The following is a 15,976-nucleotide window of genomic DNA, read 5'->3' on the forward strand; positions in this document are numbered from 1 at the left end:
GCATGCGCTACCGCGCCCGCTCATCGACCTACGGAGTTCCCATGACTGCCCTGCCCCATCAGGTATCCGGCCCCGCCTCGACCTTCGCCGATCGCCATATCGGCCCGCGCTCCTCGGAGGCCGACCACATGCTCGAGGTGCTCGGCTACCCGAGCCTCGACAAGCTCGTGGACCTGGCGGTCCCCGCCAGCATCCGCCTCGACCGGTCGCTGAATCTGCCCGGGGCACTGAGCGAGACCCAGGTGCTCGCGGAGCTCCGCCGCATGGCGGGCCGCAACCGGACGGCCGTGCAGATGATCGGGCAGGGCTACTTCGACACGTTCACGCCGCCGGTCATCCGCCGCAACGTGCTCGAATCCCCCGCCTGGTACACGGCCTACACGCCCTACCAGCCGGAGATCTCGCAGGGTCGCCTCGAGGCGCTCCTGAACTTCCAGACCATGGTGCAGGACCTCACGGCGCTCGACATCGCCAACGCGTCCCTGCTCGACGAGGCCTCCGCGGTCGCCGAGGCCGTGCTCCTCATGCGGCGCTCGGGCAAGAACAAGGGCCGCACGGTCATCGACGCCGACACCCTCCCGCAGACGGTCGCCGTCGTCCGTGGCCGCGCCGAGGCCCTCGGCTTCGAGGTGGAGATCGCGGATCTCTCGGCAGGCCTGCCCGACGGCGACATCAACGGCGTCGTCCTCCAGCAGCCCGGCGCCTCGGGCGCACTCCGCGACCACGCCGCGGTCATCGCGACCGCGAAGGAGCGCGGGGCACTCGTCACGGTCGCCGCCGATCTGCTGTCCCTCACCCTCATCACCGCGCCCGGCGAGCAGGGCGCCGACATCGCCGTCGGCTCCGCCCAGCGCTTCGGCGTCCCGCTGTTCTTCGGCGGCCCGCACGCCGCGTACATGGCCGTCCGCAAGGGCCTCGAGCGCATGCTGCCCGGACGGCTCGTCGGCGTCTCGAAGGACGCCGACGGCGCTCCCGGCTACCGGCTCGCCCTGCAGACCCGTGAGCAGCACATCCGCCGCGAGAAGGCCACGAGCAACATCTGCACGGCCCAGGCGCTGCTGGCGATCGTGGCCTCCATGTACGCCGTCTACCACGGCCCCGAGGGGCTGAAGGAGATCGCCCGCACCACGCACCGGCGCGCCGTCGAGCTCGCGAGCGCACTCGAGGACACGGAGGCCGCCGTCGTGCACGGGGCGTTCTTCGACACCCTCCTGGTCCGGGTGCCGGGCCGGGCCGCGGAGTACGCGGACCAGGCCGAGGCCGCGGGCTACAACCTCCGCCGGATCGATGCCGACCACCTCGGCATCTCGTGCGACGAGACCACCACGCCGGAGCACGTCGCGGCCGTCGCCGCCGTCTTCGGGGGATCCGACGCCACCTCGGAGGCAGGTGGGTCCAAGGCAAGTGGGTCCGAGACGGGCCGGTCGACGGGGGAGCGCATCCCGGAGGGCCTGCACCGCACGTCGGAGTTCATGACGCACCCGGTGTTCTCGATGTACCGCTCCGAGACGGCGATGCTGCGCTACCTGCGCCGCCTCTCCGACAAGGACCTCGCGCTGGACCGCACCATGATCCCACTGGGTTCCTGCACCATGAAGCTCAACGCGACGGTGGAGATGGAGCCCATCTCCTGGCCGGAGTTCGCCTCGATCCACCCGTATGCGCCCGAGGCGCAGACCGAGGGCTGGCGTGAGCTGATCACCGATCTCGAGGAGCGCCTCGCGGAGATCACCGGCTACGACCGCGTCTCGCTGCAGCCGAACGCCGGCTCGCAGGGCGAGCTCGCGGGCCTGCTGGCCATCCGCGGGTACCACCGCTCCCGCGGCGACGAGAACCGCACCGTCTGCCTCATCCCGTCCTCGGCGCACGGCACTAATGCCGCCTCCGCCGTGCTCGCCGGCATGAAGGTGGTGGTGGTCAAGACCGCGGACAACGGCAACATCGACCACGACGACCTGCTGGCGAAGATCGAGCAGCACGCCGAGAATCTCTCGGCCATCATGATCACCTACCCGTCCACGCACGGCGTGTTCGAGGAGGACGTCCGCTGGGTCTGCGAGAAGGTGCACGACGCCGGCGGCCAGGTCTACATCGACGGAGCCAACCTCAACGCCCTCGTGGGTCTCGCGCAGCCCGGTGAGTTCGGCGGCGACGTCTCCCACCTGAATCTGCACAAGACGTTCTGCATCCCCCACGGCGGTGGCGGACCCGGCGTCGGGCCCGTGGCCGTCGCCGCACACCTGTCCCCGTTCCTGCCGGGGGACGCGAACCGCGACATCGCCGACGACGGCGGACCGGACGCCGAGGGCGGCACCCCCGTCTCGGGGTCCATGTACGGCTCGGCCGGTGTCCTGCCGATCTCCTGGGCGTACGTCGCGCTCATGGGCGCGGACGGTCTCACCAGTGCGACGGCGCATGCGCTGCTGACCGCCAACTACGTGGCCTCCCGGCTCACCGACCACTTCCCCGTGCTGTACACCGGGGTGCAGGGTCTCGTGGCACACGAGTGCATCCTGGATCTGCGCCCGCTCACGGCCGCCACGGGGGTCACGGCCGAGGATGTCGCCAAGCGGCTCATCGACTACGGCTTCCACGCACCCACGCTGTCCTTCCCCGTCGCCGGCACGCTGATGGTGGAGCCGACCGAGTCGGAGGACCTCGCGGAGCTGGACCGCTTCATCGACGCGATGATCGCGATCAAGGCGGAGATCGACTGCGTGGCCTCCGGTGAGTTCACCCTCGAGGAGAGCCCGCTGCGCCAGGCCCCGCACACCGCCCAGCTGCTCGTCGGCGACGAGTGGACCCAGGCGTACTCGCGTGAGCGGGCCGCGTACCCGCTGCGCTCGCTGCGGCACGACAAGTACTTCCCCCCGGTGCGCAGGATCGACGGCGCCCACGGCGACCGCAACCTGATCTGTTCCTGCCCGCCCATCGAAGCATTCGACGACGAGGAGTAGGCCCTCCATGAGTGAGCACGGCAAACGAACACCCCTCTACACGCAGCACGAGGCCCACGGTGCCTCCTTCACCGACTTCGGCGGCTGGCAGATGCCGCTGAAGTACCGCAGCGAGCTCGAGGAACACCACACCGTGCGGAAGGCCGCCGGCCTCTTCGACCTGTCCCACATGGGCGAGATCCTCGTCAGCGGACCCCAGGCCGGAGCTTTCCTCAACTACGCGCTCGTCAGCAATCTGGCGGTCATCGCCGTGGGCAGGGCGAAGTACTCGCTGCTCTGCACCGCGGACGGCGGCGTGATCGACGACCTGATCACGTACCGGCTCTCCGAGGACTCCTTCCTCGTGGTGCCCAACGCCTCCAATGCGCCCGTGGTCGCCGAGGAACTGCGCCGCCGGGCCGACGGCTTCGACGTCGCGGTGGAGGACCAGTCCGAGGCCACCTCGCTCCTGGCGGTGCAGGGCCCGACGGCGGAGTCCGTGGTCCTCGGCCTCGCCCGCTTCGGGGACGCCGACGCGATCCGGTCCATGAAGTACTACGCGGTCCTCGAGGTGGAGCTGGCGGGTGTCCCGGCCCTGCTCGCCCGCACGGGGTACACGGGTGAGGACGGCTTCGAGATCTACATCGGCAACAACATGGCGGTGCGCCTCTGGGACGCGGCACTCGAGGCGGGGAAGGCCCACGGGTTGCTCCCCTGCGGTCTGGCCTCGCGCGACTCCCTGCGCCTCGAAGCCGGGATGCCCCTCTACGGCAACGAGCTCGGTCCCACCACCAATCCGTTCGAGGCCGGTCTGGGACCGGTCGTCAGCACGAAGAAGCCCGACGACTTCGTGGGACGCGCAGCCCTCGAACCACTCAAGGACGTGGAGCCCGCCCGTCGCCTCGTGGGCCTGAGGGCCGCCGGACGCCGTGCGGCCCGGGCCGGGTACGACGTCGTCGTCGACGGCGCCCCCGTGGGTACCGTCACCTCGGGACTGCCGAGTCCCACCCTCGGCTACCCCGTGGCCCTCGCCTATGTCGACGCGGCACACGCCGCCATCGGCACCGAGGTGCACGTCGACCTGCGGGGCCGCGGGGAACCGTTCACCGTGGTCCCGACGCCGTTCTACCGGCGCGAGCCGGCGGGGAGTCCAGTATGACCATCAGCGCCTTCGATCTCTTCAAGATCGGCATCGGTCCCTCCAGCTCCCACACCGGCGGGCCGATGACCGCGGCCTATCTGTTCACCGAACTCCTGCGGACCGACGCGCTGCTCCCCGAGGTGCAGCGGGTCCAGGTCGATCTCTTCGGCTCACTCGGCGTGACGGGTCACGGTCACGGGACCGTCAAGGCCTTACTGCTCGGACTGGAAGGGGAGCAGCCCCACCTGGTGGATCCGACGTCGGCCGATGCCCGCGTGGCCTCCATCGGCGAGCAGCACACGCTGAAGCTGGCGGGGGAGCGGGACATCACGTTCGACCCGGAGACCGATGTGCTGCTGCACCGGGGCCAGCGGCTCGACTACCACACCAATGGCATGCGCTTCTCGGCATATTCCTCGACCGGAGATGTCATGCGAACCAGGGAATACTTCTCCGTGGGTGGCGGCTTCGTACTGGACGAGGATCAGATCGGGTCGGAGACGGTGGATCTGCCGCAGATCCCCATGCCCCATCCCTTCGACACGGCGGACCAGCTGCTGGAGATCTGCAGGACCACCGGTCTGTCCTTCTCCGATGTGGTCCTGGCCAACGAGCTCTCCTGGCGCTCCGAGGAGGAGGTGCGGTCCGGCCTGCTGGAGATCTGGTCCGTCATGCAGGACACCATCCGGCGCGGGACCACCACCGGGGGGATCCTTCCGGGCGGACTGAGCGTCCGGCGGCGCGCCGAGCGGCAGCGTGAACTGCTCGAGAAGGCCGATGACCCGACGGACCGGCTGGGCACCATGGAGTGGGTCACGCTCTTCGCGCTCGCGGTGAACGAGGAGAACGCGGCGGGCGGGCGCGTGGTCACGGCGCCCACGAACGGCGCCGCGGGCATCATCCCCGCGGTGCTGAAGTACTACGTCGACTTCGTCCCGGGAGCCGACGAGGACGGCGTGGTGCGGTTCCTCCTCGCCGCCACCGCCGTCGGTGCCCTGTTCAAGAAGAACGCCTCCATCTCGGGAGCGGAGGTGGGATGCCAGGGCGAGGTCGGCTCGGCCTGCGCCATGGCGGCCGGGGCGCTCGCCGAGGTTCTCGGGGGAACACCGGAGCAGGTCGAGAACGCAGCGGAGATCGGGATCGAGCACAATCTCGGGCTGACCTGCGACCCGGTTGGCGGACTCGTCCAGATCCCGTGCATCGAGCGGAATGCCGTCGGGGCCATGAAGGCGATCACGGCGGCTCGCATGGCGGTGCGCGGGGACGGTCAGCACCACGTCTCGCTCGACATCGCGATCAAGACCATGCGCGACACCGGGGCGGACATGATGGACAAGTACAAGGAGACGGCGCGCGGCGGCCTCGCCCTGAACGTGGTGGAGTGCTGACCAGGGGGTGACGGAGCTCGATACCCGCGTCGAGGTGGTCCCGGGGGAGGCGCTGCTCGGACGGCTCCTCGACCACGTGCCCGCCCCCGCCGTCGTCTCGGTGACGTGCCTGCCGCATCACGGGCCGCTCCAGGCGGTGGACACGGCCGTCCGGCTGGCCGCCGCCGGCTACACCGTGATCCCCCATCTCGCGGCCCGGTCGGTGGGGAGCCGGACGGAACTCGCCGACCACGTGCGTCGCCTGCAGGATGCAGGTGTCACCGACGTGTTCGTGATCGGGGGAGATGCGAACCGGCCCGCCGGCCCGTACGCCTGGAGCGGTGCGCTCATGGAGGATCTCGCGGATCTGGCCGGGGGCACGCTGCGGATGGGGATCGCCGTGTACCCGGAGGGCCACGCCGGCATGCCCGGGGACGAACTTCTACGGACCCTGCGGGCCAAGCAGGACCAGGCGTCCTGGTGCGTGACCCAGCTCTGCTTCTCCCCCGCGATTCTCGCGGCCTTCCCCGACCGGCTCCGTGCGGACGGCGTGACGCTGCCGGTCTGGGCAGGCATCCCCGGCCCCGTCCGCGTGAGCCGGCTGGTGAGACTGGCCGGGACGATCGGGGTGGGCCAGTCGGTCGGGTTCCTCAAGCGCTCCGCCGGCGGGTCGAACACCGGATCCGTGGTCCGGCAGCTGCTCTCCTCGGCGTCGTACGACCCCTCCCCGCTGCTGGAGGCACTCGACGGCGCGGGCTACGCGGGGGTCCACCTCTACAGCTTCAACGATCTCGCGGGACTGGCCGGCTCCGGCCTGGCAGGACGGATCGGCTGACACCGACCCCGTCACGACGTCAGGGCCGCCCCGCGGGGCGGCCCTGAGGTGGCTCCTGCTGAGGCTCGCACGTCGGATCAGACAGCCGTGGCGGTCGCCGACTTCTGCCGTTGGGGTGCGAGCTCCCCGATGATCCCGTGCAACAGCTTGCGCAGATCGAACGACTCGAGCCCCGCTCCCACCATCAGCGTGCGCTCGATGTCCTCCGCCCGGGCGAGGGCGTCGATGCCGGCAGGGGTGATGGTGATGCGCTGGCTCCGGCGGTCGATGCTGTCGCGGATCTTCGAGATGAAGTTCTCCCGTTCGAGCTTCTCGATGGTCTTGCCGATGGTCTGCGCCTGGACATGCATGGCAAGGGCCAGTTTGGCTCCCGTCATGGTGCCCTGCCGGGACAGGACGCCGAGCGTGGTGTAGCCGGCGTGCGTGATCCCGATATCGAGCAGCCGCTCGTTCCATGCATGATCCACCAGGCGCGCCGCCGTGGTGAGCAGGCGGCTGGTTGACCACTCTTCCAGTTCTGACATTGGGCTTCCTCCGGGGCAGGTGGGACACCCGGGCGGCGCTGGACGGTACCCGCCGGGTGTCATGTCCGTGCCATCCTCCGGCCGGGCGAGCCACGGCGCCGACGGCACTCCATCCATTATCCCCTTCGATCCTCAAGATTCTGGTATCGGAATGCCGAAGATCACAGCACCCCGGCCACGGCAGCGGGCGATCCTGCCCGGATGGGACACTGGTCGCGTGGCCCATCTCGAGATCTCCGGTATCGACTACTTCCTCTCCGACGGCAGGCAGCTGCTCAATTCGGTGTCCTTCAGGGTGGGGGAGGGTCACAAGACGGCGCTGATCGGACCGAACGGCACCGGCAAGACCACCCTCCTGCGGATCATCTCGGGGGAGCTCACCGCGGACGAGGGGGCGGTCACGCGCTCGGGGCAGCTGGGCATCATGCGGCAGTTCGTCGGTCAGGTGCGCGACGGCACGAGCGTGCGGGATCTGCTGGTCTCGGCGGCACCGCCGGCGCTCGCCGCGGCGGCGCAGCGGGTCGACGACGCCGAACTCGCCATGATGGAGACCGAGGACGAACCCACCCAGATGAGATATGCGCAGGCGATCGCCGACTGGGGGGACGCGGGCGGCTACGAGCTCGAGACCATGTGGGACGAGGTCACCATGTCGGCCCTCGGCATCCCGTTCGACCGCGCCCAGCACAGGGCCGCTGCAACCCTCTCGGGAGGTGAGCAGAAGCGGCTGGTCCTGGAGGCGCTCTTCTCCGGACCCGACGACATGCTCCTCCTCGACGAGCCGGACAACTACCTCGATGTCCCGGGCAAGCGCTGGCTGGAGGCGAAGCTCGGGGAGTCGAAGAAATCCGTCCTGTTCGTCAGCCACGACCGCGAGCTGCTCGCGAACGCCGCCACCCGCATCGTGACGCTCGAGCCCGGGGCCCTCGGGGCGTCGTCGTGGACCCACGGCGGCGGGTTCGGCACCTATCTGAGGGCGCGCCAGGACCGGAACCTGCGCTTCGAGGAACTCCGGAAGCGCTGGGACGAGGAACACCTCAAGCTCAAGGAACTCGTCACCATGTACAAGAACAAGGCGGCCTTCCGGTCCGACATGGCCAACCGGTACCACGCAGCCCAGACACGCCTCGCCCGGTTCCTCGAGGCCGGCCCGCCGGAAGCGATCCCCGTGGAGCAGAACGTCTCGATGCGCCTGGCCGGCGGGCGCACGGCCAAACGCGCCGTCGTGGCCCGGAAGCTCGAGCTGACCGGGCTGTTGAAGCCGTTCAGCACCGAGATCTGGTTCGGTGACCGCGTGGGCGTGCTCGGCTCCAACGGCTCCGGCAAATCGCACTTCCTCCGGCTGCTCGCCGGTGGCGGCTCGGATCCGGAGGCGGAGCACCTGCCGGTGTCCGACGTCGAGATCGCCGCGGTACCGCACGAGGGGTCCGTGAAGCTCGGCGCGCGGATCCGACCCGGCTTCTTCGCGCAGACCCATGCGCGGCCGGATCTCCTCGGACGCCCCCTCGTGGACATCCTGCACCGCGGGGACGAGCACCGGTCGGGGCTGGGCCGCGAGGGTGCCTCCGCCGTGCTCGACCGGTACGGACTCGCCTCCCAGGCGGAGCAGCCCTACGACTCCCTCTCCGGCGGTCAGCAGGCCAGACTGCAGATCCTGCTGCTCGAGCTCTCCGGTGCCACCCTCCTGCTGCTCGACGAACCGACGGACAATCTCGACCTGCACTCCGCCGAGGCGCTCGAGCACGCGATCGACGCCTTCGAGGGGACCGTGCTCGCCGTGACCCATGACCGGTGGTTCGCCCGGAGTTTCGAGCGGTTCCTCGTCTTCGGATCCGACGGCGTGGTCTACGAGACCCAGGAGCCGGTCTGGGACGAGAGCAGGGTCGAGCGGGCGCGCTGACCCGGCCGTCCACACCCTGTCCACAGGGTTATCCCCAATCGGTGGACAACTCGGCCCGGAACGGCGCCGATTGGGGGCCGCGACGCCGCCAGCCTACGGTTGAGGAGTGAAACCAGCCGTCCATGCCGCCACGATCGCCACCTATGTCATCTTCGGCCTCAACGGACTGGTCTTCGCGAGCTGGGCGTCACGGATCCCCGCGGCGTCGGGAACCCTGGGGCTGAGTTCCGGCCAGACCGGCGGTCTGCTCCTGGTGGCGGCAATCGGCTCGGTCATCTCCCTGCCCCTCGCGGGGCTCATCGCGGCCCGCTTCGGTACTGCCGACACCGTGCGCATCGGAGGCACTGCGGCGGCACTCGGTGCATGCGCGGTGGCCCTGGGCCTCGCGCTCGTCTCCGTGCCGGTGGCCGCGGCGGGGCTGTTCCTGTTCGGCTGCGGGGTCGCCCTGTGGGACGTGGGACAGAACATCGAGGGGGCGGCGGTGGAGCGGGCGCTGAACAGGACCATCATGCCGCGGTTCCACGCCGCCTTCAGCGGCGGCGCCTTCGCGGGGGCGCTGGTGGGAGCCGGCCTGTCGGCGCTGGACATCTCCTTCTCCGCGCACCTGGTCGTCGTCGCCGCCCTCAGCGTCACCGTCTCGCTCTGGGTCCCGCGGTCCTTCCTGCCCGAGCGGCCCACGGACCGTCCCTCCTCGACGCCGGAGGCCACCGGTCGCCGTCCCGGCGGCCTGGGTGCGTGGGGAGAATCCCGCACGCTGCTGCTGGGCCTCGTGGTGCTGGGTGCCGCCCTCACGGAGGGGGCGGCCAACGACTGGGTGGCGAAGGCGAGCGTGGACGGACTGGGCACCACGGAGAGTGCCGGCGCCATCATGTTCGCCGTCTTCGTCGCCTCGATGACCCTGGTGCGCTTCGTGGGCGGTGCCGTGATCGACCACTTCGGCCGGGTCCGGGTCCTCCAGGCGAGTCTCGGCTCCTCCCTCGTGGGACTCGTCCTGTTCGTCGTCGCGCCCACCGTCCCCCTGGCCGCCGTCGGTGCGATCCTGTGGGGTGCGGGTGCGGCACTCGGCTTCCCCATGGGCATGTCGGCAGCCGCCGACGACCCCGAGCGGGCCGCCGCACGCGTCTCGGTGGTCTCCACGGTCGGCTACACCGCGTTCCTCGCCGGCCCGCCGCTCCTCGGCTTCCTCGGCGACCTCGTGGGCATCCGTACGGCGCTCCTGGCGGTCGGCGTCGCGGTCCTCGCATCCTTCGTCGTGGCCCCGGCGGCCCGCGAGCGCCCGCCCCGGTCCGTCGATCCGCTGCCCGGGATTCCCGACCGTAATCCCTAGGTCCGGTACGCCCTGCAGTTCTACCCTTGACACATGGCAATCATCGAGGCAGCGGGTCTGGAGAAGACCTATTCCAGCAAGACCGGCCCCGTTCATGCCCTCGCCGGCATGGATCTCTCCGTGCCCGAGGGCACGGTCAAGGCGCTGCTGGGTCCCAACGGGGCGGGCAAGACCACCGTGGTGAAGATCCTCACCACCCTCATCCAGCCGACGGCCGGAAGCGCCCGGGTGGACGGCCTCGACGTGCTGCGCCACCCGAAGGCGGTCCGCCGGATCATCGGCGTCTCCGGCCAGTACTCGGCCGTGGACGAGAATCTGACCGGCTTCGAGAATCTCGACATGGTGGGACGCCTCTACCACCTCGGGGCGAGCGCCTCCAGGCGCAGGGCGCAGGAGCTGATCGACCAGTTCGAGCTCACGGAGGCCGGCAACCGGCCGGTGAAGGGCTTCTCGGGAGGCATGCGGCGGCGCATCGACCTGGCGGGTGCGCTCGTCATCCGGCCGAAGATCCTCTTCCTGGACGAGCCGACCACGGGACTCGACCCGAGGAGCCGGATCTCCCTCTGGGGCATCATCAAGGACCTCGTCCGCGACGGGACCACACTGCTCCTGACCACGCAGTACCTGGAGGAGGCCGACCAGCTCTCCGACGACATCGTGGTGATCGACGGCGGCAGGGCCATCGCCGAGGGCACCTCGGACGAACTCAAGGCGCAGATCGGCGGGCACCGCGCCTCGGTGTCGCTCCTGGAGCAGGCGGACGCCCCCACGGCCCGCGCCGTGCTCGGTCGCCACGGCGACGGCGAGCCCGTGACGGGGGACGACGGCCGCAGCATCGAGGTCGCGGTCAGCGACGGACCACTGGCCCTGCAGCTCATCCTGGCCGAGCTGGAGGAGGCCGGTGTCGCACTGCACGACGCCGGCATGCGGCGCCCGAGCCTCGACGACGTCTTCCTGACACTCACGGGCCGGCGCGCCGAGGACAGCACCACCAGCACAGCCAGCACAGCCAGCACCACCAGCACCACCAGCTCGGACAGCACCGACGGCACTGCAGGGAAGGAGACCGCGGCATGAGTGTCGTGACCCCGAAGGACCGGCGACCACGGCCCGGGCGGACCGGCGTGCCGGAGGACGCGACCACCGAGGCACCCCTGGCGCTGTGGTTCTCCGACGGGTGGATCGTCACCCGGCGCAATCTCACGAAGCTGAAACGCTCGCCCGACATGCTGGTCTTCGCGGTGCTCCAGCCGATCATGTTCGTGCTGCTCTTCAGCCAGATCTACGGCGGGTCCATCGAGGTGGAGGGCAGCGACTACACGCAGTACCTCATGGCGGGGATCTTCGCGCAGACCGTGATCTTCGGCTCGACGTTCTCGGGGTCGGCGATGGCCCAGGATCTCAAGGACGGCATCATCGACCGCTTCAGGACGCTGCCCATGAGCTCCTCGGCGGTCCTGATCGGGCGCACCAACAGCGATCTGGTCCTCAACACGCTCTCGGTGGTCATCATGATGGGCACAGGGTTCCTGGTGGGGTGGCGCGTCACCACCGACGCGGGAAGCGCGCTCGCCGGCGTCGGGCTCCTGCTGCTGTTCTCCTACGCCTTCAGCTGGGTCATGGCGCTGCTGGGCATGTCGGTGAAGTCGCCGGAGGTCATCAACAACGCGTCCTTCATGATCCTGTTCCCGCTGACGTTCATCTCGAACGCGTTCGTGCAGCCGCAGAACCTGCCGGGCCCCCTGGAGACCTTCGCCAACTGGAATCCGGTCTCGGCGCTCGTCCAGGCGGTACGCGAGCTGTTCGGCAACACGGGCTCCGTGCCGGTGCCCGACGCCTGGCCCATGCAGAACGCCCTGCCGATGGTCCTGGTGGGCATCGTCCTGCTGCTGGTGGTCTTCGTCCCCCTGTGCATCCGGAAGTTCGCCTCGATCAGCTCGAGATGACGTCCGCCGTCCTCCGAAAGAGGTACGCCGCAGCGCGCGGAGATCATCCCCGGGGCCGGTTACCGCCGGCAGCTCCGGGCCTACTGTGGACGGAGTACATGTATCAGCGGGAGACCCCGCGAGCCGCCGACCCGAAGGAACGTCCCATGATCGAGGCCCAGGCCCTGTCCAAGCGGTACGGCGCGAAAACAGCCGTGGACGCCGTCTCGTTCACCGTGCAGCCCGGGAAGGTGACCGGGTTCCTCGGTCCGAACGGTGCGGGCAAGTCCACGACCATGCGCATGATCGTCGGCCTCGACAGTCCCAGCGGCGGCCACGTCACGGTGAACGGAGCGCGCTATGCGACGCACCGGGCGCCGTTGCGCGAGGTGGGAGCGCTGCTGGACGCCAAGGCCGTCCACACGAAGCGCTCGGCCTACAACCACCTCCGTGCCATGGCCGCCACGCACGGCATCCCGAACAGCCGCGTCAAGGAGGTCATCGATCTCACGGGCCTGGGTCCTGTGGCGAAGAAGCGCGTGGGTGGTTTCTCCCTCGGCATGGGCCAGCGCCTGGGCATCGCCGCGGCGCTCCTGGGAGATCCCCACACCGTGATCCTTGACGAGCCGGTCAACGGGCTCGATCCCGAGGGCGTGCAGTGGGTCCGGCACCTCGCCAAGGGTCTCGCGTCGGAGGGCCGCACGGTCTTCCTGTCCTCGCACCTCATGTCGGAGATGGCGCAGACGGCGGATCACCTGATCGTCATCGGTCGCGGACGCATCATCGCCGACGCCCCCATCCAGTCGATCATCGACGGCCAGGGCAGGGCGCGCGTCCGGGTCCGCGCCGATCGTCCGCAGGATCTGCTCGGCAGCCTTGCTGGAGACGGTGTGACCTCGCAGGTCCTCGAACCCGAACTGATCGAGATCACCGGGGTGGAGCCGCGCCGTATCGCGGAGATCGCCCTGCGTGAGAGGGTCCTGGTCTACGAACTGACACCCCTGCAGGTCTCCCTCGAGGACGCCTACATGCAGCTCACCCAGGGTGAGGTCGAGTACCACTCCGGTGACCCGGCTGCGACCCCGGACTCCGGTGCCGAGGAACCCGCATCGATCGCTACATCCGTAGAGAAAGGACGCTGACCATGGCGACATCGACCCAGCCCGCCCACGCCGAGCGAGGCTCGCACCGCCCACGCACCTCAGGGCCGGGCGTCACCTTCGGCCGGGTGCTGAAGTCGGAGTGGATCAAGGTCACCACGGTCCCGTCGACCGTCATCCTCATCATCTCGACGGTCGTGGTGATGGTGGGGCTCGCGGCGCTCTTCGCCTGGAGCATGTCCCTCACCGCGGAGGCACTGAGCGATCCGGACTTCCCGGCGGAGTTCCAGGCCCCCGCCGAGGGGCCCGGCAGCCCGGGTTTCGATGCGCTCATGGCACCCTCGTCGGGCCTGATCTTCGGCCAGCTGCTCATCGCCGCACTGGCGGTGGTGCTGATCGCGTCGGAGTGGACCACCGGCATGATCCGCTCCACCATGGTGGCCGTGCCCAGGCGCACGCCGGCACTCCTCGCGAAGACCCTCGTGGTCGCCGTCGTGGCCTTCGCGGTGGGTCTCGGCAGCGCGCTGCTCTCCTATCTCGTCGCCCAGCCGATCCTGCGCGGTGAGGACATCGACTTCGCGATCACGAAGGACGGCGTCCTGGCGAGCATCATCAACACCGGCACCTTCCTGGCGCTCGTGGCCATCATCTCCATGGCCATCGGGATCCTGCTCCGGAACACGGCAGGTGGTGTCGTCACGGCCGTCGGCCTCTTCTTCGTGCTGCCGCTGATCGTCCAGCTGCTCTCGGGCCTGGCCGACTGGATCCCGGATGCGGCGCGCTTCCTCCCCGGCGACGCAGGGAACCAGATGGTGAGCATCACAACCCTGGAGGGCGACCTCACGCAGTGGGAGGGCGGTCTCGTCATGGGGGCGTGGGCCCTGATCCTCCTGGTCGTGGCGCTGCTCGTCGCGAAGAAGCGGGACGTCTAGGCGTTCGTGAGCCGGTCCCGTCCATGAGCACCAGACCCCCGGTGACGGAGGCGGCCGGGCGAAGCGGCGCGGTCTCCTTCACCGAGCTCAATGCGCGCCGGCTGGGACCCGTGCGGCGGTACTTCCGCACCCGACCCCGCGCCATGGACGCCGTCGTCGTCCTCGCCTTCCTGGTCCTGACCCTGCCCGACGCCGTGATCATGGCGGCCGGCGAGGGGGCCTGGTGGGCTCTGGCGGGCGTCGTCCTGGCCGGGAGCGCCCTGGTGTTCCGCCGGTCGAGGCCCCTGGCGGTGCTGGCGTTCGTCGCCGTCCTCGATCTGCCGCTGAGCTTCCTCACCGAGGGCGTGGGGAGCAGTGGTGCGGCCACGGCCTTCGCCCTGTACTCGGTGGCCGCGGCCCATCCGCTGCGCCGTGCGTTCACCGCCTCGGTTGCCGCCGCGGCACTGTCCGTCGCTGCCGTCCTGCTCCTGCCCTCCACCGCGTTCGCCGAGGCACCCTGGGTGGTCTGGCTGGTGGCCGGTTTCGTGGTGATGATCCTCGCTGCGGCCGCCGGGATCGGCATCACCGTGCGGCGCGACCGCGAGCACGAGCGGGAGTTGCGCGACTGGGCGGCACGCAACGCGGAGCTGGCATCCGCCGGGGAGCGCACGCGGATCGCCCGGGAGATGCACGACGTCGTCGCCCACTCACTCACGGTCATGGTGGCCCTCTCGGACGGCGCGGCCGTCGTCATGAAGCGCGATCCCGCACGAGCCGAGGCCGTGCTGGGGGAGCTCTCCGCCGCCGGGCGGACCGCGCTCGCGGACATGCGCCGCGTGCTCGGTCTGCTCCGGGCGGACGGCGGCGCTCCGGCACCCCTGCCGGCATCGAGTTCCGTGACCCAGCTCCTCGACGGCTTCAGGGCGGCAGGTCTACCGCTGCGGGTGACCACCAGCGGCCCGCTCCTGCCCGAGGATCCTGCCTTCCAGCTCACCATGTACCGGATCCTGCAGGAGTCGCTCACCAACGTCCTGCGCTACGGCAAGGGCGTTACGCTGGTGGACATCCGGATCACGAGGACCGGACGGACGGTCACGCTGCGCGTCGCGGACGACGGCGGAAGCCCCATGGAGCCTCTCGCCTCGCTCGGCTCCGGCCAGGGTCTCGAGGGCATGCGCGAGCGCGCAGCGATCTACGCGGGCTCCGTGGAGTGCGGTCGCAGGCCCTCCGGCGGCTGGGTGGTGGACGTGCAGCTGACGATCCCCGACGGCGAGTCGGGGAACCAACGGGGGAACGAGAAGGATGACCACGCAGCAGACCATGCGGTCCGGCCCGGATACGCCGATCAGGGTTCTGCTCGCTGACGACCAGCCCCTGCTGAGGATGGGCTTCCGACTCATCCTCGAGGGTGAGTCGGACCTGGAGATCGCCGGTGAGGCGTGCACCGGTGACGAGGCGGTGAGGCTCTCGGCCCAGCTCCGCCCCGACGTCGTCCTCATGGATGTACGGATGCCGCGTGGTGACGGGATCGAGGCCACCCGTCAGATCACGGCGTCGGGCTCGTGCTCGCGCATCATCATCCTGACCACGTTCGATCTGGACGAGTACGCCTTCGCCGGCCTGCAGGCCGGGGCATCGGCGTTCCTGCTGAAGGACGTGGCGCCGCAGGAACTGGTCCAGGCGGTGCGGGTCGTCGCGAGCGGTGACGCCGTCGTGGCGCCCCGTGTCACCCAGCGACTGCTCGAGACCTACGTCCGCTCGCTTCCACCGGCCACCGCGACGGTGCGGGATCCGCGGCTCGCCGAACTGACGCCGCGTGAGAACGAGGTGCTGCAGGCCGTTGCCGGAGGCCTCTCCAACGCCGAACTCGCTGCGACCTTCTTCCTGTCCGAGGCCACCATCAAGACGCATGTGCGACGGATCCTCACGAAGCTCGGCCTGCGGGACCGCGTGCAGGCCGTGGTGTTCGCCTACGAGAACGGGATCGTCGTACCGGGTCCCGGGACCTGA

13 protein-coding genes are annotated in these 15,976 nt (G+C 69.9%); 12 read left to right on the plus strand and 1 reads right to left on the minus strand.

The annotated features are described in order from the left end of the window. The first annotated feature begins 41 nt into the window (after positions 1 to 41). Genes gcvP through Q0747_RS04605 form a run of 4 tightly spaced genes read left to right on the plus strand, consistent with a single transcriptional unit; the run spans position 42 to position 6,279 of the window. Positions 42 to 2,957 (plus strand): aminomethyl-transferring glycine dehydrogenase, encoded by a 2,916-nt coding sequence (gcvP, locus tag Q0747_RS04590; protein ID WP_298252061.1) that lies wholly within the window; start codon positions 42 to 44, stop codon positions 2,955 to 2,957. A 7-nt stretch (positions 2,958 to 2,964) separates the two neighbouring features. After that, positions 2,965 to 4,095: a glycine cleavage system aminomethyltransferase GcvT gene (gene gcvT / locus Q0747_RS04595; protein ID WP_298252062.1), complete on the plus strand. Its 1,131-nt coding sequence runs from the start codon at positions 2,965 to 2,967 to the stop codon at positions 4,093 to 4,095. After that, entirely contained in the window at positions 4,092 to 5,465 is a 1,374-nt protein-coding gene (locus Q0747_RS04600; protein ID WP_298252063.1) for an L-serine ammonia-lyase, read from the plus strand. Before gcvT ends, Q0747_RS04600 begins: the two co-directional genes overlap by 4 nt. A 7-nt stretch (positions 5,466 to 5,472) precedes the next feature. Next, on the plus strand, positions 5,473 to 6,279 hold the full coding sequence (locus Q0747_RS04605) for a methylenetetrahydrofolate reductase (protein ID WP_298252064.1): 807 nt from the start codon (positions 5,473 to 5,475) through the stop codon (positions 6,277 to 6,279). A 77-nt stretch (positions 6,280 to 6,356) separates the two neighbouring features. On the opposite strand, the gene Q0747_RS04610 is transcribed toward Q0747_RS04605, so the two are convergent. Beyond that, a complete protein-coding gene (locus Q0747_RS04610) occupies positions 6,357 to 6,803 on the minus strand; it encodes a MarR family winged helix-turn-helix transcriptional regulator (RefSeq protein ID WP_298252065.1) in 447 nt (148 codons plus the stop codon). A gap of 217 nt (positions 6,804 to 7,020) precedes the next feature. Between Q0747_RS04610 and Q0747_RS04615 the strand changes: the two genes are divergently transcribed. The 8 genes from Q0747_RS04615 (at position 7,021) to Q0747_RS04650 (ending at position 15,976) form a co-directional block, all read left to right on the plus strand. Next, positions 7,021 to 8,703: an ABC-F family ATP-binding cassette domain-containing protein gene (locus Q0747_RS04615; protein WP_298252066.1), complete on the plus strand. Its 1,683-nt coding sequence runs from the start codon at positions 7,021 to 7,023 to the stop codon at positions 8,701 to 8,703. Positions 8,704 to 8,809: 106 nt separating this feature from the next. Further along, positions 8,810 to 10,030, plus strand: a complete 1,221-nt coding sequence (locus Q0747_RS04620) for an MFS transporter (RefSeq protein WP_298252067.1) — start codon at positions 8,810 to 8,812, stop codon at positions 10,028 to 10,030. A 33-nt stretch (positions 10,031 to 10,063) separates the two neighbouring features. Next, a complete protein-coding gene (locus Q0747_RS04625; RefSeq protein ID WP_298252068.1) occupies positions 10,064 to 11,107 on the plus strand; it encodes an ATP-binding cassette domain-containing protein in 1,044 nt (347 codons plus the stop codon). After that, entirely contained in the window at positions 11,104 to 11,976 is an 873-nt protein-coding gene (locus Q0747_RS04630; RefSeq protein WP_298252069.1) for an ABC transporter permease, read from the plus strand. Before Q0747_RS04625 ends, Q0747_RS04630 begins: the two co-directional genes overlap by 4 nt. A 146-nt stretch (positions 11,977 to 12,122) precedes the next feature. After that, entirely contained in the window at positions 12,123 to 13,097 is a 975-nt protein-coding gene (locus Q0747_RS04635; protein ID WP_298252070.1) for an ABC transporter ATP-binding protein, read from the plus strand. 2 nt (positions 13,098 to 13,099) lie between these two features. Beyond that, positions 13,100 to 13,987, plus strand: a complete 888-nt coding sequence (locus tag Q0747_RS04640) for an ABC transporter permease subunit (protein ID WP_298252071.1) — start codon at positions 13,100 to 13,102, stop codon at positions 13,985 to 13,987. 23 nt (positions 13,988 to 14,010) lie between these two features. Then, on the plus strand, positions 14,011 to 15,330 hold the full coding sequence (locus Q0747_RS04645; RefSeq protein ID WP_298252072.1) for a sensor histidine kinase: 1,320 nt from the start codon (positions 14,011 to 14,013) through the stop codon (positions 15,328 to 15,330). Beyond that, positions 15,269 to 15,976 carry a response regulator transcription factor gene (locus Q0747_RS04650; protein WP_298252073.1) on the plus strand — a complete coding sequence of 236 codons (708 nt, stop codon included), beginning with the start codon at positions 15,269 to 15,271 and terminating at the stop codon, positions 15,974 to 15,976. The genes Q0747_RS04645 and Q0747_RS04650 overlap by 62 nt, the downstream gene beginning before the upstream one ends.

This window comes from uncultured Arthrobacter sp. (assembly GCF_947493765.1).
Taxonomy (GTDB): domain Bacteria; phylum Actinomycetota; class Actinomycetes; order Actinomycetales; family Micrococcaceae; genus Arthrobacter_D.